This is a genomic window from Pseudomonas sp. Leaf434 (assembly GCF_001425545.1).
In the GTDB taxonomy this organism is placed as follows: domain Bacteria; phylum Pseudomonadota; class Gammaproteobacteria; order Pseudomonadales; family Pseudomonadaceae; genus Aquipseudomonas; species Aquipseudomonas siliginis.
This window is the reverse complement of the sequence record NZ_LMQZ01000008.1, coordinates 237314-255915: the sequence shown is the minus strand read 5'-3', so window position 1 is coordinate 255915 and position 18602 is coordinate 237314. Positions and strand designations below refer to the sequence as shown.

Here is an 18602-nt window from a genome sequence, read left to right as displayed (position 1 = left end):
ACCTTCCCTACGACGCAGATTCAATGCGTCAAATCGCTGATCCTCAGTGTCCGTTCGCGCTCGCGGGGCTCAGGCGAGCGCTGCGCGGACAGATCAGACGGATTCAGACGAGCCGTCCTGGCTCGCTTCAAATAACGCCATGGCCTCGACATGTGCCGTCTGAGGAAACATATCGAGAATCCCGGCACGTTTTAACCGGTAGCCCTGCTTGATCAATTCCTGCGTGTCGCGCGCCAGCGTGGCCGGGTTGCACGACACATATACCAACCGCTTGGCACCCAGGGTCGCGAGCTTGCGCACCACCTCGAAAGCACCGTCACGCGGTGGGTCCAAGAGTACCGCAGAAAAGCCGTTTCCGATCCACTGGGCATCGCTCAAAGGCTGGGATAAATCGGCTTGAAAAAACTTTGTGTTATGCAAATTGTTACTGACGGCGTTGGCAGCGGCCCGCTCGACCATGGTCTGCACACCCTCCACCGCCACCACTTCACGGACGCTTTTGGCCAGCGGTAGCGCAAAATTTCCCAACCCGCAAAACAGGTCGAGCACACGTTCTTCAGCCGTCGGTTTAAGCCAGTCCAGCGCCTGAGCGATCATCGCTTCGTTGACCCCGGCGTTGACCTGAACGAAGTCACCCGGCCGGTACGCCAGCTCGAGATCCCACTGTTCCAGGCGATAGCCGAGGCTCTGACCGGCTTCGACCGGTTGCGGTTCACCTTCGCCATGCAGCCACAACTGCGCTTCATGGAACTGGCAGAAATCCTTGAGAATGGTCAGATCCGCTTCGGACAACGGCGCCATGTGCCGCAGCAATAGCGCCAGAGATGAGCCGCTGAACAACTCGACATGGCCCAGCGCCTGCGGTTTGCTCAAGCGCCGCAGCATCTCTGGCAAGCGGGTCATGATCGGTTGCAAGGGCTGTACCAGCACCGGGCATTCGCTGATCGCGACGATGTCCTGACTGCCGGCAGCGCGGAAACCCACTTCGATTTTTTTTGCCTTCATGTCCCAGCGCACGGCGATGCGCGCGCGCCGACGGTAGCCGAATTCCGGGCCGCTCAGCGGCGCCGCCCACTCTCCAGGTTCGACACCGGCCACCCGCGACAATTGCTCGGCGAGCATGCGCTGTTTCAGGGCGAGCTGTTCGTCGTGGGGCAAGTGCTGAACGCTGCAACCGCCACAGCGGCCGAAGTGTGGGCATGCTGCCGGGCGCCGCACGTCGCTGGCCGTGAACACGCGCTCGGTACGCGCCTCGACCACTTTGCCGTGGGCGCCGAGCACCCGTGCTTCGACCTCTTCACCGGCAAGGGCGCCGAGGACGAACCAGGTTTTGCCTTCGAAAAACGCGATACCGCGACCGTCATTGGCCAGGCGCTCGATACTCAAGCGCTGCTTTTTGCCGGTCGGGATCTGTGGCGCCTTGCTCCCGCCGGTGGGCTGGAAGCGCAGGCCTCGTTCGTGCTTGGCCATCAGTTCGGCGCGTCGAAAATGCCGGTCGACAGATAACGGTCGCCACGGTCGCAGATGATCGCAACGATCACCGCGTTTTCAACTTCTCTGGACAGGCGCAGCATCGCTGCCACCGCACCGCCCGAGGACACACCGCAGAAGATGCCTTCTTCGCGGGCCAGGCGCCGGGTCACGTCTTCGGCTTCGCTTTGCGCCATATCGACGATGCGATCGACGCGGTCGGCCTGGTAAATCTTCGGCAGGTATTCCTGCGGCCAGCGGCGGATGCCGGGAATGGCCGAGCCTTCCATCGGTTGCAGGCCGACGATCTGTACGCTGTCGCTCTGTTCTTTGAGGTAGCGCGACACGCCCATGATGGTCCCGGTGGTGCCCATCGAACTGACGAAATGGGTGATGCTGCCCTGGGTCTGACGCCAGATTTCCGGGCCGGTGGTGGTGTAGTGCGCTTCGGGGTTGTCGCCATTGGCGAACTGGTCGAGCACCTTGCCACGGCCTTCGGCTTCCATACGCTGGGCCAGATCGCGGGCGCCTTCCATGCCCTCTTCCTGAGTCACCAGAATCAGCTCGGCACCGTAAGCGGTCATCGCCGCTTTACGCTCGGCGCTGGAGTTGTCCGGCATGATCAGGATCATCTTGTAACCCTTGATCGCAGCGGCCATCGCCAGCGCGATGCCGGTGTTGCCGGAGGTCGCCTCGATCAGCGTATCGCCGGGATTGATCTGCCCGCGCAACTCGGCGCGAGTGATCATCGACAACGCCGGGCGGTCCTTGACCGAACCCGCCGGGTTGTTCCCTTCGAGCTTGAGCAAAAGGGTGTTGCTGGTGGCGCCGGGCAGGCGCTGCAAACGCACCAGCGGCGTGTTGCCGACGCAATCGGCGATGGTTGGGTACTGCAAGGTCATGGCGTATTCGCAATCCAGACGTGCGGGGGCGCCTATCATACCGGCAAACCCGCGCAGGCCATATCACGCAAAGTGCGGTGCTTATGGTTTATGGGAATAAGCAAATAAAAGTCGCGCCAGTGGTGCGACTTTTATTTGAGTAACACTCAGTTCTTGTGGTGATGCTTGAATTCGCGAGCAGGCTCGCTCCCACAGGGGATGAATTTTGCTTATGCGATCTGCGGTGAATGCACAGCCATTGTGGGAGCGAGCCTGCTCGCGAAGGCGTCCGCATGGGCGACGCCATCATCCGCCAGCAAGCGCAAATTCAACCGCAGCCCCGCCCCGGTGTTTTGCGCCCAGAGCAACCCGCCCTGGCGCTGCACCGCATTACGCGCAATGCTCAAGCCCAGGCCAAAGCCACCATCCCCGGGTCTCGATCCGTCCAATCGAATGAACGGCGAAAAGATCCGCTGCAGATCTTCGTCAGCCACGCCGCCGCCCTCATCCTCAAGCCACAAATGCCAATACTCGCCATCGCGCCGTCCATCGAGCCGCACAATCCCGCCCTCGGGCGAGTGACGAATGGCGTTGCGCAGGATGTTTTCCAGCGCTTGCGCGAGGGTATTGAGGTTGCCGCGCACCCAACACGAAGCTTCGACCGAGCATTGCAATTGCAGGCTCGGCCAGCCGCTTTCATAACAGGCGTTGTCGGTGAGCATTTCCCACAGTGCCTGAATCTGGATCGCTTCATTTGGTAACGGCGAGCGGTCGGTGTCGAGCCAGGCCAGTTGCAGGGTGTCTTCGACCAGCCGCTGCATGCCGTCGACCTCGCGGCCGATGCGCTCGCGTAGCTGCGGCAGACCTTGTTCGCTTTCGCTGGCCACACGCAGACGGCTCAGCGGCGTGCGCAGTTCGTGGGACAAGTCGCGCAATAACTGCTGCTGCAAGGCGACTGTGCTTTGCAGGCGCTCGGACATGGAATCGAAGGCCCGCGCCAGCTCACCGAGTTCATCCGGGCGCTGGGTGATGCCGCTCGACAGGCGCACGTTCAACTGATCGGCGCGCCAGGCGTTGGCCTGTTCGCGCAGGTTGTTCAGCGGCACCACCAGCAGGCGATACAGGCCGACACAGAGCAACAGGGTGAACAGCCCGGGAATCACGCCGTTGGTGATCACCCGCCAGAACACCCGGTACTTGCCCGGAACAAAGCGCTCGGGCAACTCGATGACCAGAATGCCGGCGGCCGGATCCTGCGGGAACGGCACCCGCAGCCAAGGTCGGCCCTTCTTGTGGATCGGCCAGTCGAGGCCGCGCAGGAAGGTCAGGTGCTGCACCTCCGCGGCGTTCAACGGCTGGCTGCTCAGCGACTGCAAATCAGCGCCGATCACGCCGACCCAACTGGCCTCGCGCAATTCCATGCTTTGCAACCAGTCATCGACGCCACTGCGCGCGCCGCGCTGCCACGCCTGTTCGGCTTGCGCGGCGTAACGGCTGAGGGTGCTGCGGGCGTCACTGGAGAGGAACTGATTGCGCTCCTCCATGTAGCGGCCCCACGACCAGCTCAGCCAGATCATCAGCAGACAGAACGCCACCAGCAGGCACGCCAGTTTCCAGAACAGCGAATGCCGCCCCGGCAGCTCAGACAGTTTCATCGGCGCCACTCAAGACATAGCCCTTGCCCCACACCGTGCGCACTTCGCGCTCGGTGTAACCGATGGCTTTGAGTTTGCGGCGGATCTGGCTGATGTGCATGTCGAGGCTGCGGTCGTGCGCCGCAAAGCCGCGTTGCAGGACATGCTGATAAAGGAAGGCTTTGCTCAGCACCTCCTCGTTGTTGCGGTGCAGGGTTTCCAGCAGACGGAATTCGCTGCGGGTCAACCCGGCCGCTTGCTCGCCGAAGAACACGTCGCAGTGTTCGTCATCGAAACGCAGGGTGCCGCTGACCACCGCAGCGGTAACCGCAGGCGGGCGCCGATCCAGCGCCACCCGGCGCAGGATCGCTTCGATGCGCACATGCAACTCGGCCATGCTGAACGGCTTGGGCAGATAGTCATCGGCACCGAGGCGGAAACCGCTGATGCGATCGGCCTCGGCACCCAGCGCCGACATCAGCAGCACCGGCGTCGAATGGCTCTGCCGCAATTGCGTCAACAACTGCAGACCATCGAGCCCCGGCAGCAGAATATCCATCAGCACCACGTCGAAAGGCTGACGCTGGGCGATGTTCAGACCTTCCTGGCCGTTCTGGCACCAGGTCACCTGAAAACCGCTGCGGCCCAGATGCTCGTGCACATACGCGCCGAGGACCGGGTCGTCTTCAATGGAAAGGATGCGTGGCTGGCCAACGGAAACAGGAGTCATGAGTATCTGCAAGTAATTCTCAGTTGGCGGATTATTCAAGATTGTCCGACAGCGGGCAACACAAGCTTGGCCTGTCGGACGAGCGCGTGCGTCGGCGGCGCTGCATTTTCCGCAAGATTGCCCGCCTGCAAATCGCTACACTGCGCCCATGTCGCGTGCCGGATGCACGCATGTGTCAACAGATCAGCGGGATGCGGGAGATAGGCGTGCTCAAGAAACTGGGAATCAAAGGTCGCGTGCTGTTGCTGACCTTGTTGCCGACCAGCCTGATGGCGCTGGTGCTGGGTGGCTATTTCACCTGGACGCAGCAGACCGACCTGCACAGCCAATTGATGCAGCGCGGCGAAATGATCGCCGAGCAACTGGCGCCGCTGGTGGCGCCGGCGATGGGCCACGGCGACGCCGATCTGCTCGAACGCATCGCCACCCAGTCCCTTGAACAACCCGACGTGCGTGCGGTGACCTTCCTCGCGGCGGACCGCTCGCCACTGGCCCACGCCGGCCCGACCATGCTCAATCAGGCCCCGAGCGGCGACAGCGCGCTGTTGCAAAGACGCAGCGGCAATGACGCGACGCGCTACCTGATGCCGGTGTTCGGCAAGCACCGCAATCTCGCCGGTGAAATCATTCCCGAAGAATCCGAACGCCTGCTCGGCTGGGTCGAGCTGGAGCTGTCGCACAACGGCATGTTGCTGCGCGGCTATCGCAGCCTGTTCGCCAGCCTGCTGCTGATCGCCGCCGGACTTGCCGGCGCCGCCCTCCTCGCGTTGCGCATGGGCCGCACCATCAACCGTCCGCTGAGCCAGATCAAACAGGCAGTCGCGCAACTCAAGGACGGTCATCTGGAAACCCGCTTGCCGCCCCTCGGCAGCCAGGAGCTGGACGAACTGGCCTCGGGCATCAACCGCATGGCCGGCACCCTGCAGAATGCTCGCGAAGAATTGCAGCACAGCGTCGATCAGGCCACCGAAGACGTGCGGCAGAATCTGGAAACCATCGAGATCCAGAACATCGAACTGGACCTGGCGCGCAAAGAAGCGCTGGAAGCCAGTCGGATCAAATCCGAATTCCTCGCCAACATGAGCCACGAGATCCGCACGCCGCTCAACGGCATTCTCGGTTTCACTCACCTGTTGCAGAAAAGCGAACTGACCCCGCGCCAGCTCGACTATCTGGGCACCATCGAAAAGTCTGCCGACAGCCTGTTGGGAATCATCAACGAGATTCTCGACTTCTCGAAGATCGAGGCCGGCAAACTGGTGCTCGATCACATTCCGTTCAACCTGCGCGACCTGCTGCAAGACACCCTGACCATTCTCGCCCCGGCCGCGCACGCCAAGCAGCTTGAGCTGGTCAGTCTGGTCTATCGCGACACGCCGCTGTCGCTGGTCGGCGATCCGCTGCGCCTGAAGCAGATCCTCACCAATCTGGTCAGCAACGCGATCAAGTTCACCCGCGAAGGCACCATCGTCGCCCGGGCGATGCTCGAAGACGAACACGAAGACAGCGTGCAACTGCGCATCAGCATTCAGGACACCGGCATCGGCCTGTCGAATCAGGATGTGCGCGCGCTGTTCCAGGCTTTCAGTCAGGCCGACAATTCGCTGTCGCGTCAACCCGGCGGCACCGGCTTGGGGCTGGTGATTTCCAAGCGTCTGATCGAACAGATGGGCGGCGAGATCGGCGTCGACAGCACGCCGGGCGAAGGTTCGGAATTCTGGATCAGCCTGAGCCTGCCCAAGACTCGCGACGACGCCGAAGACCTGCCCGCCGCGCCATTGCTCGGACGCCGCGTGGCAGTACTGGAAAATCACGAACTGGCGCGTCAGGCCTTGCAACATCAGCTGGAAGACTGCGGACTGCAAGTTACGCCGTTCAATACCCTGGAAAGCCTGAGCAATGGCGTTACCGGCGCGCATCAGACCGATCAGGCGATCGATCTGGCGGTGATCGGCATCACCAGCAACGACATGCTCCCGGAACGTTTGAATCAGCACATCTGGGACCTTGAACATCTGGGCTGCAAAGTGCTGGTGCTGTGCCCGACCACCGAACAGACGCTGTTTCATCTGTCGGTGCCCAACCCGCACAGCCAGCTCCAAGCCAAACCGGCGTGTACGCGCAAGCTGCGCCGAGCGTTGTCCGATCTGGTCAATCCGCGCCAGACCCGCAGCGAACCGGGCGAGCCGCTGTCCAGCCGTGCGCCGCGCGTGCTGTGTGTCGACGACAACCCGGCCAATCTGTTGCTGGTGCAGACCCTGCTCGAAGACATGGGCGCTCGAGTGCTCGCGGTCGAAAGCGGTTACGCGGCCGTCAAAGCCGTGCAGAGCGAATCTTTCGACCTGGTGCTGATGGACGTGCAGATGCCGGGCATGGACGGTCGCCAGACCACTGAAACCATTCGCCAGTGGGAAAGCGAGCGGCATTGCACGCCGCTGCCGATCGTCGCCCTCACTGCCCACGCCATGGCCAACGAAAAACGCGCGCTGCTGCAAAGCGGCATGGACGACTATCTGACCAAACCGATCAGCGAGCGGCAACTGGCGCAGGTGGTGTTGAAGTGGACCGGGCTGGCCCTGCGCAATCAGGCGCCGGAGCGCAACGGCGACAGCGCGGCGAGTCAGCAGGAACTGCCGGTGCTCGATCACGAAGAAGGCTTGCGTCTGGCGGCCGGCAAGGCGGATCTGGCGGCGGACATGCTCGCCATGCTGCTGGCGTCGCTGGAAGCCGACCGCGAAGCGATTCGCGCCGCCCGTGACAGCCACGACCAGAATGCCCTGCTTGAACGCGTGCACCGCTTGCACGGCGCGACCCGTTATTGCGGCGTGCCGCAACTGCGCGCCGCCTGCCAGCGCAGCGAAACCCTGCTCAAGCAGGACGATCCGAAAGCCGCCGCCGCGCTGGATGAACTGGAGCGCTCGATCAATCGACTCGCAGCGCAGGCGCGCATCAGCGCCTGATCCACGGCAAGGCGCTGCACGCGCAAAGCGCTACAGTTGTCGCGGGCCATTGCGGCCCGCGTCGATGTTCCAGGAGGATTCATGCGCACAATCTTTTTCAGCAGTCAGACCTACGATCGCGACAGCTTTCTCGGCGCCGACTGCCCGGCCGGGCTCGAATTGCATTTTCAAGCGGCGCGACTGAGCCTCGATACGGCGGCGTTGGCCGAGCAGCACGAAGTGGTCTGCGCGTTCATCAATGACGACCTCAGCGCACCGGTGCTCGAACGCCTCGCTGCTGGCGGTACGCGGCTGATTGCCCTGCGTTCGGCCGGTTACAACCATGTCGACCTGCCGGCGGCGAAACGCCTCGGCCTGGCCGTCGTGCGTGTGCCGGCCTACTCGCCGCATGCCGTAGCCGAACATGCCGTGGCGCTGATCCTCGCCCTCAATCGTCGCTTGCATCGCGCCTACAACCGCACCCGCGAAGGCGATTTCAGCCTGCATGGCCTGACTGGTTTCGATCTGGTCGGCAAGACCGTCGGCATCGTCGGCACCGGACAGATCGGTGCAACGTTCGCGAAAATCATGCACGGCTTCGGCTGTGAATTGCTCGCCTACGATCCGCATCCCAATCCCGAGGTGCTGGCGTTGGGCGCACGTTATCTGAGCCTGCCGGAATTGCTCGCGCAGTCGCGGATCATCAGCCTGCATTGCCCGCTCAACGAACAGAGCAAGCACCTGATCAATCGCGACTCACTGGCGCACATGCAGGCCGGGGCGATGCTGATCAACACCGGGCGCGGCGGGCTGGTCGACACGCCGGCACTGATCGACGCGCTGAAGGACGGCCAACTCGGTTATCTGGGGCTGGATGTTTACGAGGAAGAGGCGCAGCTGTTTTTCGAGGATCGCTCCGACCTGCCGTTGCAGGATGATGTGTTGGCGCGTCTGCTGACGTTTCCCAACGTGATCATCACCGCGCATCAGGCGTTTCTGACCCGCGAGGCGCTGGGCGCGATTGCCGCGACCACCCTGCACAACATCGCGACCTGGGCGGCAGGTGCGCCGCAGAACCAGGTCGAGGGTTGAACGGTTTTACTTGGACAGCGAAGACGCCAGGATCAGCAAGCCCAGCCAGCCAAAACCGAGCAGGCGCTGCTTGCTCGAATGGCCGTTGCGCAGCAGGAACCAGACGAAAAACGCTGGCAACAGAAACACCATGATTTTCAGCCAGCCTTCCACCGGGCGACTGCCATCGGCGTTGAGCGGTTGTTGTTCCTGGCGTGCCTGTTCCGCAGCCTGCTGACGACGTCGGCGCCCCGCCGCTGCCGGCATCACTTTGGGTAAAGGCTCGGACACTGGCGCCGCAACCGCCTCGGGCACTGCGTTGTTGCGTGGCAGGCTACCGAAGGAAATAGTCGCGGCTTGCACCGGTGCCGCCGTCGATTGCGCCTGCATGGCGGCGTGCTCGGCCATCGGCGCGCCGCAGTGAATGCACACCAGCGCTTCGGAACTGATGCTCCGCTTGCATTCATAACATTCGATCAGCGCCATGTTCCGTTCCTTCAGATTCGGGGGCCGGCAGTTTGCCATGACTGTCGGCGCATTTGAACCGGATCGAAGGTCGCACGCGTGCATCATTCTGCAATCGAGCCCGTGCTAGCATGTCGCGCATATTTGGAGGACCCATGGTCGAACACGATTTCCGCTACACCCTGATGAACCCGCAACACACCCTCACCGAATGCCGCGCCCTGGTTCCAGGCCGCTATCAGGTGACCGGCAACGGTGGCTCGATCCGTATCGGCGATGCCCTGTTGGTCACGCTCAAAGGCAGCAAGGATTTGTCCATGCGCCTGACCGTCGACACGGTGCGCCACCTGATCAATCCGCCAGGCCAATGGACCGCGATGACCACAGGCCCGGTGTTCGGCGAACTGGCCATTCACACCTGGCAGGTCAACTGCGACAGTTGCGCGAAAGAGCTGAGCTTCGAATTCGCCGTGGATGCCAAACTCGGCAAGTCCGCCGAGAAACCCGCCGCCACTGCGCGCATCGCCGAGCTCGGCTGGAAAACCGCTGGCGACAAGCACCTGTGCCCGAAATGCCAGGAGCCTGCATGATGAAACGCCTCGCCCTGACCGCACTGATCGGTGTCGGCCTGGCTGGTTGCGCCGCAGAGCCGGTACAACTGCAGCACAACCGCAGCTACATTCTGGAATGGATCGGCGAGCGGCCACTGATGGATTACAGCCATTTGACCGTGACCCTCGGCGATGACGGCCGCGCCTACGGCAACGGCGGCTGTAATCATTGGTTCGCGCCGTACACGCAGGACGGCGACAAGCTGAGCTTCGGCAAGATCGGCAAGACCCGCAAGCTCTGCGCCCCGGCGCTGATGGAGCAGGAACAACGCTTCTTGCAGGCGCTGGAAAAAGTCGAGCGCTGGGACATTTCGCCAATCGAGCAGATACGCTTCTGGCCGGCTGAAGGCAAACCGTTGCGCTGGTGGCTGGAAGAGGGTTGATCCGCCCTGGATCGCCAAGGCCCTCACCCTAGCCCTCTCCCAGAGGGAGAGGGGACTGATTGGGGGATATTGAAGAGTTATGTCGACGTGGTAATTCTTCGCCGAATCCATAATCGACTGGATTCTGTCTGACGGGACCATAATCAACTCGGTGTCTCAGGTCGATGTACGACGAAAGACACCTCGGTCGGCCCCCTCTCCCCCCGGGAGAGGGCTGGGGTGAGGGGCTTCTGGCGGTTTACTTCGTAGCCTGCAACGCCTCCAGCTTCGCCATCACCCCCGCCGCCGTCTGCTCACCCAGCAACTGCTCACGCACCTTGCCCTTGTCATCAATAATGAACGTCACCGGCAGCGCCTCACTGCGCGGCAGGTCGAACAGCTCGGCCGGATCCTGCGCCAGCACGGTGAACTTGATGCCGAGTTTCTCGCTCGCCTCTTTCAGCTCCGCGCCCTGCACGTTGTCGAAATTGACCCCGAACACCCCGACATTCTTGCTCTTGAGCTCATCAGCCAAATGATTCAGCTCGGGAATTTCCGTGCGGCACGGGCCACACCATTCGGCCCAGTAATTGAGCACCACCCACTGCTTGTCCAGACGTTCGGACGCTACCTTCTGGCCGTTCTGGTCGATGCCGTAATCATTACCGCAGCCCCCCAGCATCAACGCCCCGATTATCGTCAATGCCGCTGCCAATCGCCGTGTCATGTCGTGTTCCTTGTGAAAATTCGAAAGCGCCTGCGACCCATCGCCTCTGACGGTTCTGGATTGCGCGCCGCACAGTTAGAATAGCCGCCACTTTACGCCAGAAGCGACCCGCCATGACCGATCTGACGCTTTATCACAATCCGCGCTGCTCGAAATCCCGCGGCGCGCTGGAACTGCTCGAAGCCCGCGGCTTGCATCCGAATGTCGTGCGCTACCTGGAAACGCCGCTCAGCGCCGCGCAGATCAAGGCCCTGCTCGGCAAGCTCGGGATCAGCGCGCGACAGCTGCTGCGCAGCGGTGAAGACGAATACAAAACCCTGAACCTGGCCGACGCCAGCCTCAGCGAGCAGCAGCTGATCGACGCCATCGCCACGCACCCGAAACTCATGGAGCGGCCGATTCTTGAAGCAGGCGACAAAGCCGTCATCGGTCGCCCACCGGAAAACGTGCTGGAGTTGTTGCCATGAGCACGCCGTACATTCTGGTTCTCTATTACAGCCGCAACGGTTCGACCAACGAGATGGCCCGGCAAATCGCCCGTGGCATCGAGCAGGCCGGAATGGAAGCGCGTCTGCGCACAGTGCCGGCGATTTCCACCGAATGCGAAGCGGTAGCGGCGGAGATTCCCGCTGAAGGCGCGCTCTACGCCAGCCTCGATGATCTGAAGAACTGCGCCGGCCTCGCCTTGGGCAGTCCGACGCGTTTCGGCAACATGGCCGCGCCGCTCAAGTACTTCCTCGACGGCACCAGCAACCTCTGGCTGACCGGCGCGCTGGTCGGCAAACCGGCCGGCGTGTTCACCTCCACCGCCAGCCTGCACGGCGGTCAGGAAACCACGCTGCTGTCGATGATGTTGCCGTTGCTGCACCACGGCATGCTCATCACTGGCCTGCCCTACAGCGAATCGGCCCTGCTCGAAACCGAAGGTGGCGGCACGCCTTACGGGGCCAGCCATCACGCCGGTGCCGACGGCAAGAACGGTCTTGATCAGCACGAAGTGGCGCTGTGTCGCGCACTTGGTCTGCGCCTGGCGAAAACCGCACAGAAGCTGGTGGGCTGATGGCGAAGAAGCCGAAAGTCCTGCCCTCGATAGAGTGGCTAGAGCCACGGGTGAAGGCGATGCGCGTGCTCAGCCTGCTGAGCTTTTTCGCCCTCGCCGGTCTGCTCGCTGTTTATTACCTGCTGTTCGCCGATCTGCATGGCGCGCGGCCTTGGGTGATTCTGCTGGTCGAACTGATCCCGTGGCTGGTCCTCGCCCCGTCGATGATCATGGGCAGCGCCCGTGGCCATTCGTGGATGTGTTTTGTGGTGAACCTGTACTTCATCAAAGGCGCTCTGGCGGCGTACGACCCCAACCGGCAGCTGTTCGGCCTGCTGGAAATGGCCGCGAGCCTGGCGGTGTTCTGCTCGGCGCTGCTGTATGTGCGCTGGCGCTATCAGTTGAATCGCAAATTGGCTGGCGAAGGCGAGATCAGCGTCGCCTGACCAACCGCTTTCGCGAGCAGGCTCGCTCCCACAGGGAATGCATTCCAGAGGTGGGAGCGAGCCTGCTCGCGAATGCAGCGACGCGGTTTTAATGGTTGACGGTATAGGCGAGCATCATCGAAATCTGGCTCATCGGCCGTCCGCCACTCTGCTCATGCCACTGGTTGAACGCGTTCTGCACCGTCGCCAGATCGCGCTGGCTGGTCGGCACTTTGTCGACGATCTTCTGCGCATTAAGCGCCGCGACCACGTCGTAGCTCGGCACGAACGTGTCCTTGCCGACCATGCGCAAAAAGCGTGGCGCCGACAGCCCGCCAAGTTGGTGGCCGTGCTTTTTCAGGTACGTCCACAGGCCGACGATATCGGTCACCGGCCAGTCGGCGATCAATGCGCCGAAGCTGCCCTTGTCCTTTTCCACATCGAGAATGAACTGCGCATTGCGCGGCACACTTTTCAGCTTGCCCAGATGGCGGATGATCCGCGCATCCTGCATCAGCCGCTCAAGGTGCTCGGCGCTCATCAGCACGACTTTTTCCGGATCGAACTTGAAGAACACTTCTTCGAACGCCGGCCACTTGGCGTCGACCAGGCTGTGCTTGAGCCCGGCGCGAAAAACCCGCAAGGCCATGGTCGAGAGATAGCGGTCATCGCGGATCTTGCGCAGTTGCGTGGGGGTCTTGGGAACGGGCAGATGGGCTTCCAGTTCAGCCGCCGAACCGAAACGGTTCAGACAGTATTCGTGCAGCCACTTGTAATCGCGCATGCCCTCTCCTATTGAATGAAGCGAAGAAACCAATGTGGGAGCGAGCCTGCTCGCGAAGAGGGAGTCTCAGTCAACCAATCAGTTGAATGACACACCGCTTTCGCGAGCAGGCTCGCTCCCACATTTGAAGGTGTTTACAGATTGACGACGTTAACGAAGCGCGAAGCTGCAGTCTCGTCGATCTTCAGGCTGGTGAAGTCGAACAGGTTGCGGTCGGCCAGTTGCGACGGCACCACGTTCTGCAGGCTGCGGAAAATCGATTCGGTACGGCCCGGGGTCTTGCGATCCCAGTCCTGAAGCATTTCCTTGACCACCTGGCGCTGCAGGTTTTCCTGCGAGCCGCAGAGGTTGCACGGGATGATCGGGAATTGCTTGAGGTCCGAGTAGGCCTGAATGTCCTTCTCGTTGCAGTACGCCAGCGGGCGGATCACCACGTTGCGGCCATCGTCGGCGCGCAGCTTCGGCGGCATCGCTTTGAGGGTGCCGTTGAAGAACATGTTGAGGAAGAACGTTTCGACGATGTCGTCGCGGTGATGACCGAGGGCCATTTTCGTCGCGCCGATTTCGTCAGCGAAGGTGTACAGCGTGCCGCGACGCAGGCGCGAGCACAGCGAACAGGTGGTCTTGCCTTCCGGCACCAGTTCCTTGACCACCGAGTAAGTGTCCTTCTCGACGATGTGATACTCGATGCCCAGTTCTTTCAGGTAGGCCGGCAGCACGTGCTCGGGAAAGCCCGGCTGTTTCTGGTCCATGTTCACCGCGACGATGTCGAACTTGATCGGTGCAACCTTCTGCAGGTGCATCAGCACGTCAAGCATGGTGTAGCTGTCCTTGCCCCCGGACAGGCAGACCATGACCTTGTCGCCGTCTTCGATCATGTTGAAATCGGCGATCGCTTCGCCGGCCAGGCGGCGCAGGCGCTTTTGCAGTTTGTTCTGGTTGACCGTAAGAGTGCCCATGACGCGAAATCCGTGAGGTGTGACGAAAGGCCGGCATTTTACGCAAAAACCCCGGTAGCGCGAAGCATCTGTGGCGAGGGGATTTATCCCCGCTGGGTTGCGAAGCAGCCCCAAAACCTGAGAACTCGTATTGCCTGACACTGCGCGGTGTATGGCTTGGCGACTGCTGCGCAGCCGAACGGGGATAAATCCCCTCGCCACAAAAGTGTTTCAACCCCAAAAATGCCTTCCCCTCAAGACCCCGAGGCGATTACCTGCAATGTTTACAGCGCGATTTGCTCTAAGCCCGGCATACCGGTGCGCTGGACTCCTTTCTATACTGCGACATAAGGTCGCACACATCTGAAGACCTGTATTTGCTCGGCCATCTTGGCCCGTAGGCGCTCCGTTGGGGGGCGATGGCAATGACAAGAGGAGTGAATGGCATGATCCATCACGTAGTGGGACTGTTTACCCACCCCGATCAGGAATGGAAGGAGATCCGTGGCGACCAAGAGGAAAGCATCAGCCACATGTACCTGACGCATACGCTGATTCTGGCGGCGATCCCCGCTGTTTCGGCGTTCATCGGCACGACCCAGGTCGGCTGGGTGATCGGCAACCGCGCGCCGGTAATGCTCACGTTTGAAAGCGCTCTGTGGATGACCATCATGTCCTACCTGGCGATGCTCGGCGGGGTCGCGGTAATGGGCGCCTTCGTGCACTGGATGGCGCGCACCTATGACGCCAATCCAAGCCTGGCCCGCTGCGTGGCATTCGCCACTTACACGGCGACACCGTTGTTCGTCGGCGGTCTGGCGGCGCTGTATCCGCACATGTGGCTGGGGATGATCGTCGGTACGGCGGCCATCTGCTACACGGTCTATCTTTTGTATGTCGGCTTGCCGACGTTCATGAACATCCCTTCGGATGAAGGCTTTCTGTTTTCCAGCTCGGTGCTCGCGGTTGGGCTGGTGGTGCTGGTGGCGATCATGGCGTTCACTGTGATTGTCTGGGGCCTGGGTGTCGGGCCGGTCTATACCAACTGACCTGTTTCCTCCCTGAGAAAAACAACATCTGCCAATACAGGCCGCCGCAAGGCGGCCTTCTCGTTGGGGCGACGACCATTCGGCAGGTCGGCGATTCGCAAGTCGCCGGGGTTGCGGCATACTCGGCGTCTCTGGAGATCCATCAAGCATGCCCGAGCAACTCAATACCCGCGTCGAAGATTGTTACCAACTCGCTGAATCCTTTTTCAAACGTTCCTTCAAACGCCCCGTGGTCAGTCTCAAGCTGCGCGGGCAGAAAGCCGGTGTCGCGCATCTGCACGAGAACCTGCTGCGCTTCAACCCGCAGCTGTACCGGGAAAACACCGAACACTTCCTCAAGCAGACCGTGGCCCACGAAGTCGCCCACCTGATCGCTCATCAACTGTTCGGCGACCGCATCCAGCCCCATGGCGAGGAGTGGCAACTGATCATGCGCGGCGTCTACGAACTGCCGCCGGATCGCTGCCACACCTATGAAATCAAGCGGCGCAGCGTGACCCGCTATATCTACAAATGCCCGTGCCCCGACAGTGATTTCCCGTTTACCGCCCAGCGCCATGGCCTGGTGCGGCAAGGGCGGCGGTATTTATGCCGGCGCTGCCGCAGTACGCTGGTGTTCAGTGGTGAAATGCGGGTGGAATGACAGTTTTGTAGAGTATCGGCGGGCCCCTTCGCGAGCAGGCTCGCTCCCACAGGGGAATGCATTTCAATGTGGGAGCGAGCCTGCTCGCGAAGGCGGCGGCATGAGCGCTACAGAATCACCCTGGCCGAACGCAACTCGGCGATCCGCTCAGCACTCAACCCTAACTCCCCCAACACCTCGTCCGTATGCTGCCCCAACCCCGCGCCAACATGCCTTGGCTCCGGCAACGCCTCAGAGAATTTCAACGGACAGGCCATCTGCGCCTGCGTCGTGCCATCGCCGCGCGGCACCTGGGTCACCAGCTCCCGCGCCTGTAACTGCGGATGGCGCAACGCCTCGCCCAGACTCAACACCGGCTCGACACAGGCATCGACCCCGGCGAACAATTCACACAGTTCTGCAAAATCGTGCCGCTCGAATTCGATGCGCAACGCCTCTTTCAAGGCTTGTTGTTGCTCGGGCCTGGGCGATAACCCTTGCGCCGCCAGCTCCGGCCGGCCCAGCGCCGTGCACAATTGCTGCATGAAGGCCGGCTCCAGACTGCCCACCGACATCCAGCGCCCATCCCGGGTGCGGTAATAATCGTAAAAGCTGCCGCCATTGAGCATCTGATCTTCGCGGCCCGGTTCCGCGCCGCAGGCCAGATAGCCAGCGCCGGCCATGGCGTTCAGGCTGAACGCGCAGTCGGTCATGCTCACATCCAGATGGGTGCCCTGCCCGGTTTGCTGACGGGCAATCACCGCTGCCAGCAAGCCGATCACGCCGTGTAGCGAGCCGCCCGCCACGTCTGCCACCTGCATGCCCAGCGGCAACGGCCCGCTGTCGGCGCGACCGGTGTAGCTAGCCAGCCCGGCCAGCGCCAGATAGTTGATGTCATGCCCGGCGCGCTCCTTGTACGGCCCGGTCTGGCCGTAACCGCTGATCGACACATAAATCAGCTTTGGATTGATCGCTTTCAACGCTTCATAACCCAGGCCCAGGCGCTCCATCACCCCGGGGCGAAACTGCTCGAGCACGATGTCGTATTCGCCCAGCAGTTGCTTGATGATCTGCAGCGCTTCGGGCTGTTTCAGGTCCAGCGCCAGACTGCGCTTGTTGCGGTTCAGATAGGCGTGGCTGGCCGAGACCCCGCCATCATGCGGCGGCAGCACCCGCAGCAGATCCATACGCGTCGGCGATTCGATGCGCAGCACCTCGGCGCCCATGTCCGCCAGCAGCAACGAGGCGAACGGCCCCGGCAGCAAGGTCGAGAAATCGAGAATCTTCAGTGAGGCCAGCGGTGCAGACATGGGCGAACTCCTTGGGCGATGTACTCAGCCTAGGCAGCCATCGGCGATGCGGCAATCACCGCAAATGTCAGCAGGTGTGACCGTTGCGCTCAAATTCCGGGCAAGAAAAAACCCGCCGAAGCGGGTTTTTCTGTCCAAGCGATGCTTACTTCACATTGCTCGGGGTTGGGCCTTCAGCCACACCCAGGTCGTCTTCTTCACGCTCATCGGAGATACCGCGACCGCCGGAAGCCAGCTCGGTCTGCAGTTGATCGGTGTCCAGCTCCTTGACCCACTTGGCCACGACGATGGTCGCTACAGCGTTACCGACCAGGTTGGTCAGGGCGCGGGCTTCAGACATGAAACGGTCGATACCGAGGATCAGCGCCAGACCGGCAACCGGCAGGTGACCTACCGCCGACAGTGTCGCGGCCAGCACGATGAAGCCCGAACCGGTCACACCCGCCGCGCCTTTGGAGGACAGCAGCAGCACCAGCAGCAGAGTGATCTGGTGGGTGATGTCCATGTGCGTGTCAGTCGCCTGAGCGATGAACACGGCGGCCATGGTCAGGTAGATCGAAGTACCGTCGAGGTTGAACGAGTAACCGGTCGGGATCACCAGACCCACGACGGATTTCTTCGCGCCCAGACGCTCCATCTTGATCAGCATGCGTGGCAGTGCCGATTCCGACGAGGACGTACCCAGTACGATCAACAGCTCTTCACGGATGTAACGCACCAGTTTGAACACGCTGAAACCGTGAGCCCGGCAGATCGCACCCAGCACCAGCACGACGAACAGGATGCAGGTGATGTAGAAGCAGATCATCAACTGGCCCAGTTGCACCAGCGAGCCGACACCGTAGGCACCGATGGTGAACGCCATGGCACCGAACGCACCCAGTGGCGCCAGTTTCATGATCATGTTGATGATGTTGAACATCACGTGGGCGAAGCGATCGATCATGTCCAGCAGCGGACGACCGTACGAGCCCAGGCGATGCAGGGCGTAGCCGAAGATCACCGAGAACATCAGCACTTGCAGGATGTCACCGGTGGCGAACGCGCCGACGATGGTGTTCGGGATCACATTGAGAAGGAAACCGACAATGCTCTGGTCTTTACTGGCCGTCACGTAGGTGGCGATTTTCGAGGCGTCGAGGGTGGTGACGTCGATGTGCATGCCGGCGCCCGGTTGCACAACGTTGACCACGACCAGACCGATCAGCAGGGCAATGGTCGAAACGATTTCGAAGTACAGCAGCGCGTAGCCGCCGGTCTTGCCTACCGACTTCATGTTCTGCATGCCGGCGATGCCGCTGACAACAGTACAGAAGATGATCGGGGCGATGACCATTTTGATCAGCTTGATGAAGCCGTCACCCAGTGGCTTGAGGGCCACACCGGTCTGCGGATAGAAGTGACCAAGCAGGATGCCGATGGCGATGGCAACGATCACCTGGAAATACAGGGATTTGTACAGTGGCTGACGAGTCGTCATTGCAGGTTTCCTCAAGCGTCCAGCGGCAACATCCATCTGTCGAGCGCCGAACCTTAATTGCGAAC

General features: G+C 61.6%; 19 protein-coding genes. 9 read left to right on the top strand and 10 right to left on the bottom strand.

The features are described from left to right. Window positions 1-93: 93 nt before the first annotated feature. The 4 genes from rlmD to ASG55_RS15965 form a co-directional block, all read right to left on the bottom strand. Window positions 94-1470, bottom strand: a complete 1377-nt coding sequence (gene rlmD / locus ASG55_RS15980; protein ID WP_056788138.1) for a 23S rRNA (uracil(1939)-C(5))-methyltransferase RlmD — start codon at window positions 1468-1470, stop codon at window positions 94-96. Further along, on the bottom strand, window positions 1470-2372 hold the full coding sequence (gene cysM, locus ASG55_RS15975) for a cysteine synthase CysM (RefSeq protein WP_041479583.1): 903 nt from the start codon (window positions 2370-2372) through the stop codon (window positions 1470-1472). Before cysM ends, rlmD begins: the two co-directional genes overlap by 1 nt. 209 nt (window positions 2373-2581) lie before the next feature. Next, on the bottom strand, window positions 2582-4006 hold the full coding sequence (locus ASG55_RS15970; RefSeq protein ID WP_056788135.1) for a sensor histidine kinase: 1425 nt from the start codon (window positions 4004-4006) through the stop codon (window positions 2582-2584). Then, window positions 3993-4715 (bottom strand): response regulator transcription factor, encoded by a 723-nt coding sequence (locus ASG55_RS15965; protein WP_056788132.1) that lies wholly within the window; start codon window positions 4713-4715, stop codon window positions 3993-3995. The genes ASG55_RS15970 and ASG55_RS15965 overlap by 14 nt, the downstream gene beginning before the upstream one ends. 206 nt (window positions 4716-4921) lie before the next feature. Between ASG55_RS15965 and ASG55_RS15960 the strand changes: the two genes are divergently transcribed. Further along, window positions 4922-7675, top strand: a complete 2754-nt coding sequence (locus ASG55_RS15960; RefSeq protein ID WP_056788622.1) for a response regulator — start codon at window positions 4922-4924, stop codon at window positions 7673-7675. An 81-nt stretch (window positions 7676-7756) separates the two neighbouring features. Further along, on the top strand, window positions 7757-8746 hold the full coding sequence (locus ASG55_RS15955; RefSeq protein WP_056788129.1) for a 2-hydroxyacid dehydrogenase: 990 nt from the start codon (window positions 7757-7759) through the stop codon (window positions 8744-8746). A 6-nt stretch (window positions 8747-8752) separates the two neighbouring features. Here the strand turns inward: ASG55_RS15955 and ASG55_RS15950 are convergent, their stop codons facing one another. After that, on the bottom strand, window positions 8753-9211 hold the full coding sequence (locus tag ASG55_RS15950) for a hypothetical protein (protein ID WP_024013970.1): 459 nt from the start codon (window positions 9209-9211) through the stop codon (window positions 8753-8755). Window positions 9212-9345: 134 nt separating this feature from the next. Between ASG55_RS15950 and ASG55_RS15945 the strand changes: the two genes are divergently transcribed. Together ASG55_RS15945 and ASG55_RS15940 are read left to right on the top strand one after the other, a co-directional pair. Next, window positions 9346-9780 carry a hypothetical protein gene (locus tag ASG55_RS15945; protein ID WP_056788127.1) on the top strand — a complete coding sequence of 145 codons (435 nt, stop codon included), beginning with the start codon at window positions 9346-9348 and terminating at the stop codon, window positions 9778-9780. Then, window positions 9780-10184 carry an META domain-containing protein gene (locus ASG55_RS15940; RefSeq protein ID WP_041479578.1) on the top strand — a complete coding sequence of 135 codons (405 nt, stop codon included), beginning with the start codon at window positions 9780-9782 and terminating at the stop codon, window positions 10182-10184. Before ASG55_RS15945 ends, ASG55_RS15940 begins: the two co-directional genes overlap by 1 nt. 238 nt (window positions 10185-10422) lie before the next feature. On the opposite strand, the gene ASG55_RS15935 is transcribed toward ASG55_RS15940, so the two are convergent. Then, window positions 10423-10890 (bottom strand): TlpA disulfide reductase family protein, encoded by a 468-nt coding sequence (locus tag ASG55_RS15935; RefSeq protein ID WP_056788124.1) that lies wholly within the window; start codon window positions 10888-10890, stop codon window positions 10423-10425. A gap of 113 nt (window positions 10891-11003) precedes the next feature. On the opposite strand from ASG55_RS15935, the gene arsC reads away from it, so the two are divergent. From arsC to ASG55_RS15920, 3 genes are read left to right on the top strand one after another with little or no spacing between them, the layout of a single operon-like run. Beyond that, window positions 11004-11357, top strand: a complete 354-nt coding sequence (arsC, locus tag ASG55_RS15930) for an arsenate reductase (glutaredoxin) (RefSeq protein ID WP_056788121.1) — start codon at window positions 11004-11006, stop codon at window positions 11355-11357. Beyond that, window positions 11354-11950: an NAD(P)H:quinone oxidoreductase gene (gene wrbA, locus ASG55_RS15925; RefSeq protein ID WP_041479575.1), complete on the top strand. Its 597-nt coding sequence runs from the start codon at window positions 11354-11356 to the stop codon at window positions 11948-11950. The genes arsC and wrbA overlap by 4 nt, the downstream gene beginning before the upstream one ends. Further along, window positions 11950-12375, top strand: coding sequence for a DUF2069 domain-containing protein (locus ASG55_RS15920; RefSeq protein ID WP_056788119.1), 426 nt, complete (start codon window positions 11950-11952; stop codon window positions 12373-12375). Before wrbA ends, ASG55_RS15920 begins: the two co-directional genes overlap by 1 nt. An 88-nt stretch (window positions 12376-12463) precedes the next feature. Here ASG55_RS15920 and ASG55_RS15915 read toward each other — a convergent pair whose 3' ends face one another. After that, the gene (locus tag ASG55_RS15915) at window positions 12464-13138 is read right to left on the bottom strand and encodes a DNA-3-methyladenine glycosylase I (RefSeq protein ID WP_056788117.1); all 675 of its coding nucleotides are present in this window, start codon (window positions 13136-13138) and stop codon (window positions 12464-12466) included. 134 nt (window positions 13139-13272) lie between these two features. Further along, window positions 13273-14097: a tRNA 2-thiocytidine(32) synthetase TtcA gene (gene ttcA / locus ASG55_RS15910; RefSeq protein WP_056788114.1), complete on the bottom strand. Its 825-nt coding sequence runs from the start codon at window positions 14095-14097 to the stop codon at window positions 13273-13275. A gap of 425 nt (window positions 14098-14522) precedes the next feature. Here ttcA and ASG55_RS15905 point away from each other — a divergent pair, with 425 nt between their 5' ends. Together ASG55_RS15905 and ASG55_RS15900 are read left to right on the top strand one after the other, a co-directional pair. Next, window positions 14523-15125 (top strand): Yip1 family protein, encoded by a 603-nt coding sequence (locus tag ASG55_RS15905; RefSeq protein WP_016773629.1) that lies wholly within the window; start codon window positions 14523-14525, stop codon window positions 15123-15125. Between the two features lie 148 nt (window positions 15126-15273). Then, window positions 15274-15768 (top strand): SprT family zinc-dependent metalloprotease, encoded by a 495-nt coding sequence (locus ASG55_RS15900; protein WP_024013976.1) that lies wholly within the window; start codon window positions 15274-15276, stop codon window positions 15766-15768. 107 nt (window positions 15769-15875) lie between these two features. Here the strand turns inward: ASG55_RS15900 and ASG55_RS15895 are convergent, their stop codons facing one another. Continuing rightward, window positions 15876-17057: a CaiB/BaiF CoA transferase family protein gene (locus ASG55_RS15895; protein WP_056788111.1), complete on the bottom strand. Its 1182-nt coding sequence runs from the start codon at window positions 17055-17057 to the stop codon at window positions 15876-15878. A gap of 145 nt (window positions 17058-17202) precedes the next feature. After that, window positions 17203-18537, bottom strand: a complete 1335-nt coding sequence (locus ASG55_RS15890) for a dicarboxylate/amino acid:cation symporter (RefSeq protein ID WP_056788109.1) — start codon at window positions 18535-18537, stop codon at window positions 17203-17205. Window positions 18538-18602: the final 65 nt, after the last annotated feature.

Excerpts from the sequence above, each read along its gene's own strand:
- rlmD (WP_056788138.1), bottom strand. The coding sequence starts at position 1,470 with ATGGCCAAGCACGAACGAGGCCTGCGCTTCCAGCCCACCGGCGGGAGC.
- cysM (WP_041479583.1), bottom strand. The coding sequence starts at position 2,372 with ATGACCTTGCAGTACCCAACCATCGCCGATTGCGTCGGCAACACGCCG.
- ASG55_RS15970 (WP_056788135.1), bottom strand. The coding sequence starts at position 4,006 with ATGAAACTGTCTGAGCTGCCGGGGCGGCATTCGCTGTTCTGGAAACTG.
- ASG55_RS15965 (WP_056788132.1), bottom strand. The coding sequence starts at position 4,715 with ATGACTCCTGTTTCCGTTGGCCAGCCACGCATCCTTTCCATTGAAGAC.
- ASG55_RS15955 (WP_056788129.1), top strand. The coding sequence starts at position 7,757 with ATGCGCACAATCTTTTTCAGCAGTCAGACCTACGATCGCGACAGCTTT.
- ASG55_RS15950 (WP_024013970.1), bottom strand. The coding sequence starts at position 9,211 with ATGGCGCTGATCGAATGTTATGAATGCAAGCGGAGCATCAGTTCCGAA.
- ASG55_RS15945 (WP_056788127.1), top strand. The coding sequence starts at position 9,346 with ATGGTCGAACACGATTTCCGCTACACCCTGATGAACCCGCAACACACC.
- ASG55_RS15940 (WP_041479578.1), top strand. The coding sequence starts at position 9,780 with ATGAAACGCCTCGCCCTGACCGCACTGATCGGTGTCGGCCTGGCTGGT.
- ASG55_RS15935 (WP_056788124.1), bottom strand. The coding sequence starts at position 10,890 with ATGACACGGCGATTGGCAGCGGCATTGACGATAATCGGGGCGTTGATG.
- arsC (WP_056788121.1), top strand. The coding sequence starts at position 11,004 with ATGACCGATCTGACGCTTTATCACAATCCGCGCTGCTCGAAATCCCGC.
- wrbA (WP_041479575.1), top strand. The coding sequence starts at position 11,354 with ATGAGCACGCCGTACATTCTGGTTCTCTATTACAGCCGCAACGGTTCG.
- ASG55_RS15920 (WP_056788119.1), top strand. The coding sequence starts at position 11,950 with ATGGCGAAGAAGCCGAAAGTCCTGCCCTCGATAGAGTGGCTAGAGCCA.
- ASG55_RS15915 (WP_056788117.1), bottom strand. The coding sequence starts at position 13,138 with ATGCGCGATTACAAGTGGCTGCACGAATACTGTCTGAACCGTTTCGGT.
- ttcA (WP_056788114.1), bottom strand. The coding sequence starts at position 14,097 with ATGGGCACTCTTACGGTCAACCAGAACAAACTGCAAAAGCGCCTGCGC.
- ASG55_RS15905 (WP_016773629.1), top strand. The coding sequence starts at position 14,523 with ATGATCCATCACGTAGTGGGACTGTTTACCCACCCCGATCAGGAATGG.
- ASG55_RS15900 (WP_024013976.1), top strand. The coding sequence starts at position 15,274 with ATGCCCGAGCAACTCAATACCCGCGTCGAAGATTGTTACCAACTCGCT.
- ASG55_RS15895 (WP_056788111.1), bottom strand. The coding sequence starts at position 17,057 with ATGTCTGCACCGCTGGCCTCACTGAAGATTCTCGATTTCTCGACCTTG.
- ASG55_RS15890 (WP_056788109.1), bottom strand. The coding sequence starts at position 18,537 with ATGACGACTCGTCAGCCACTGTACAAATCCCTGTATTTCCAGGTGATC.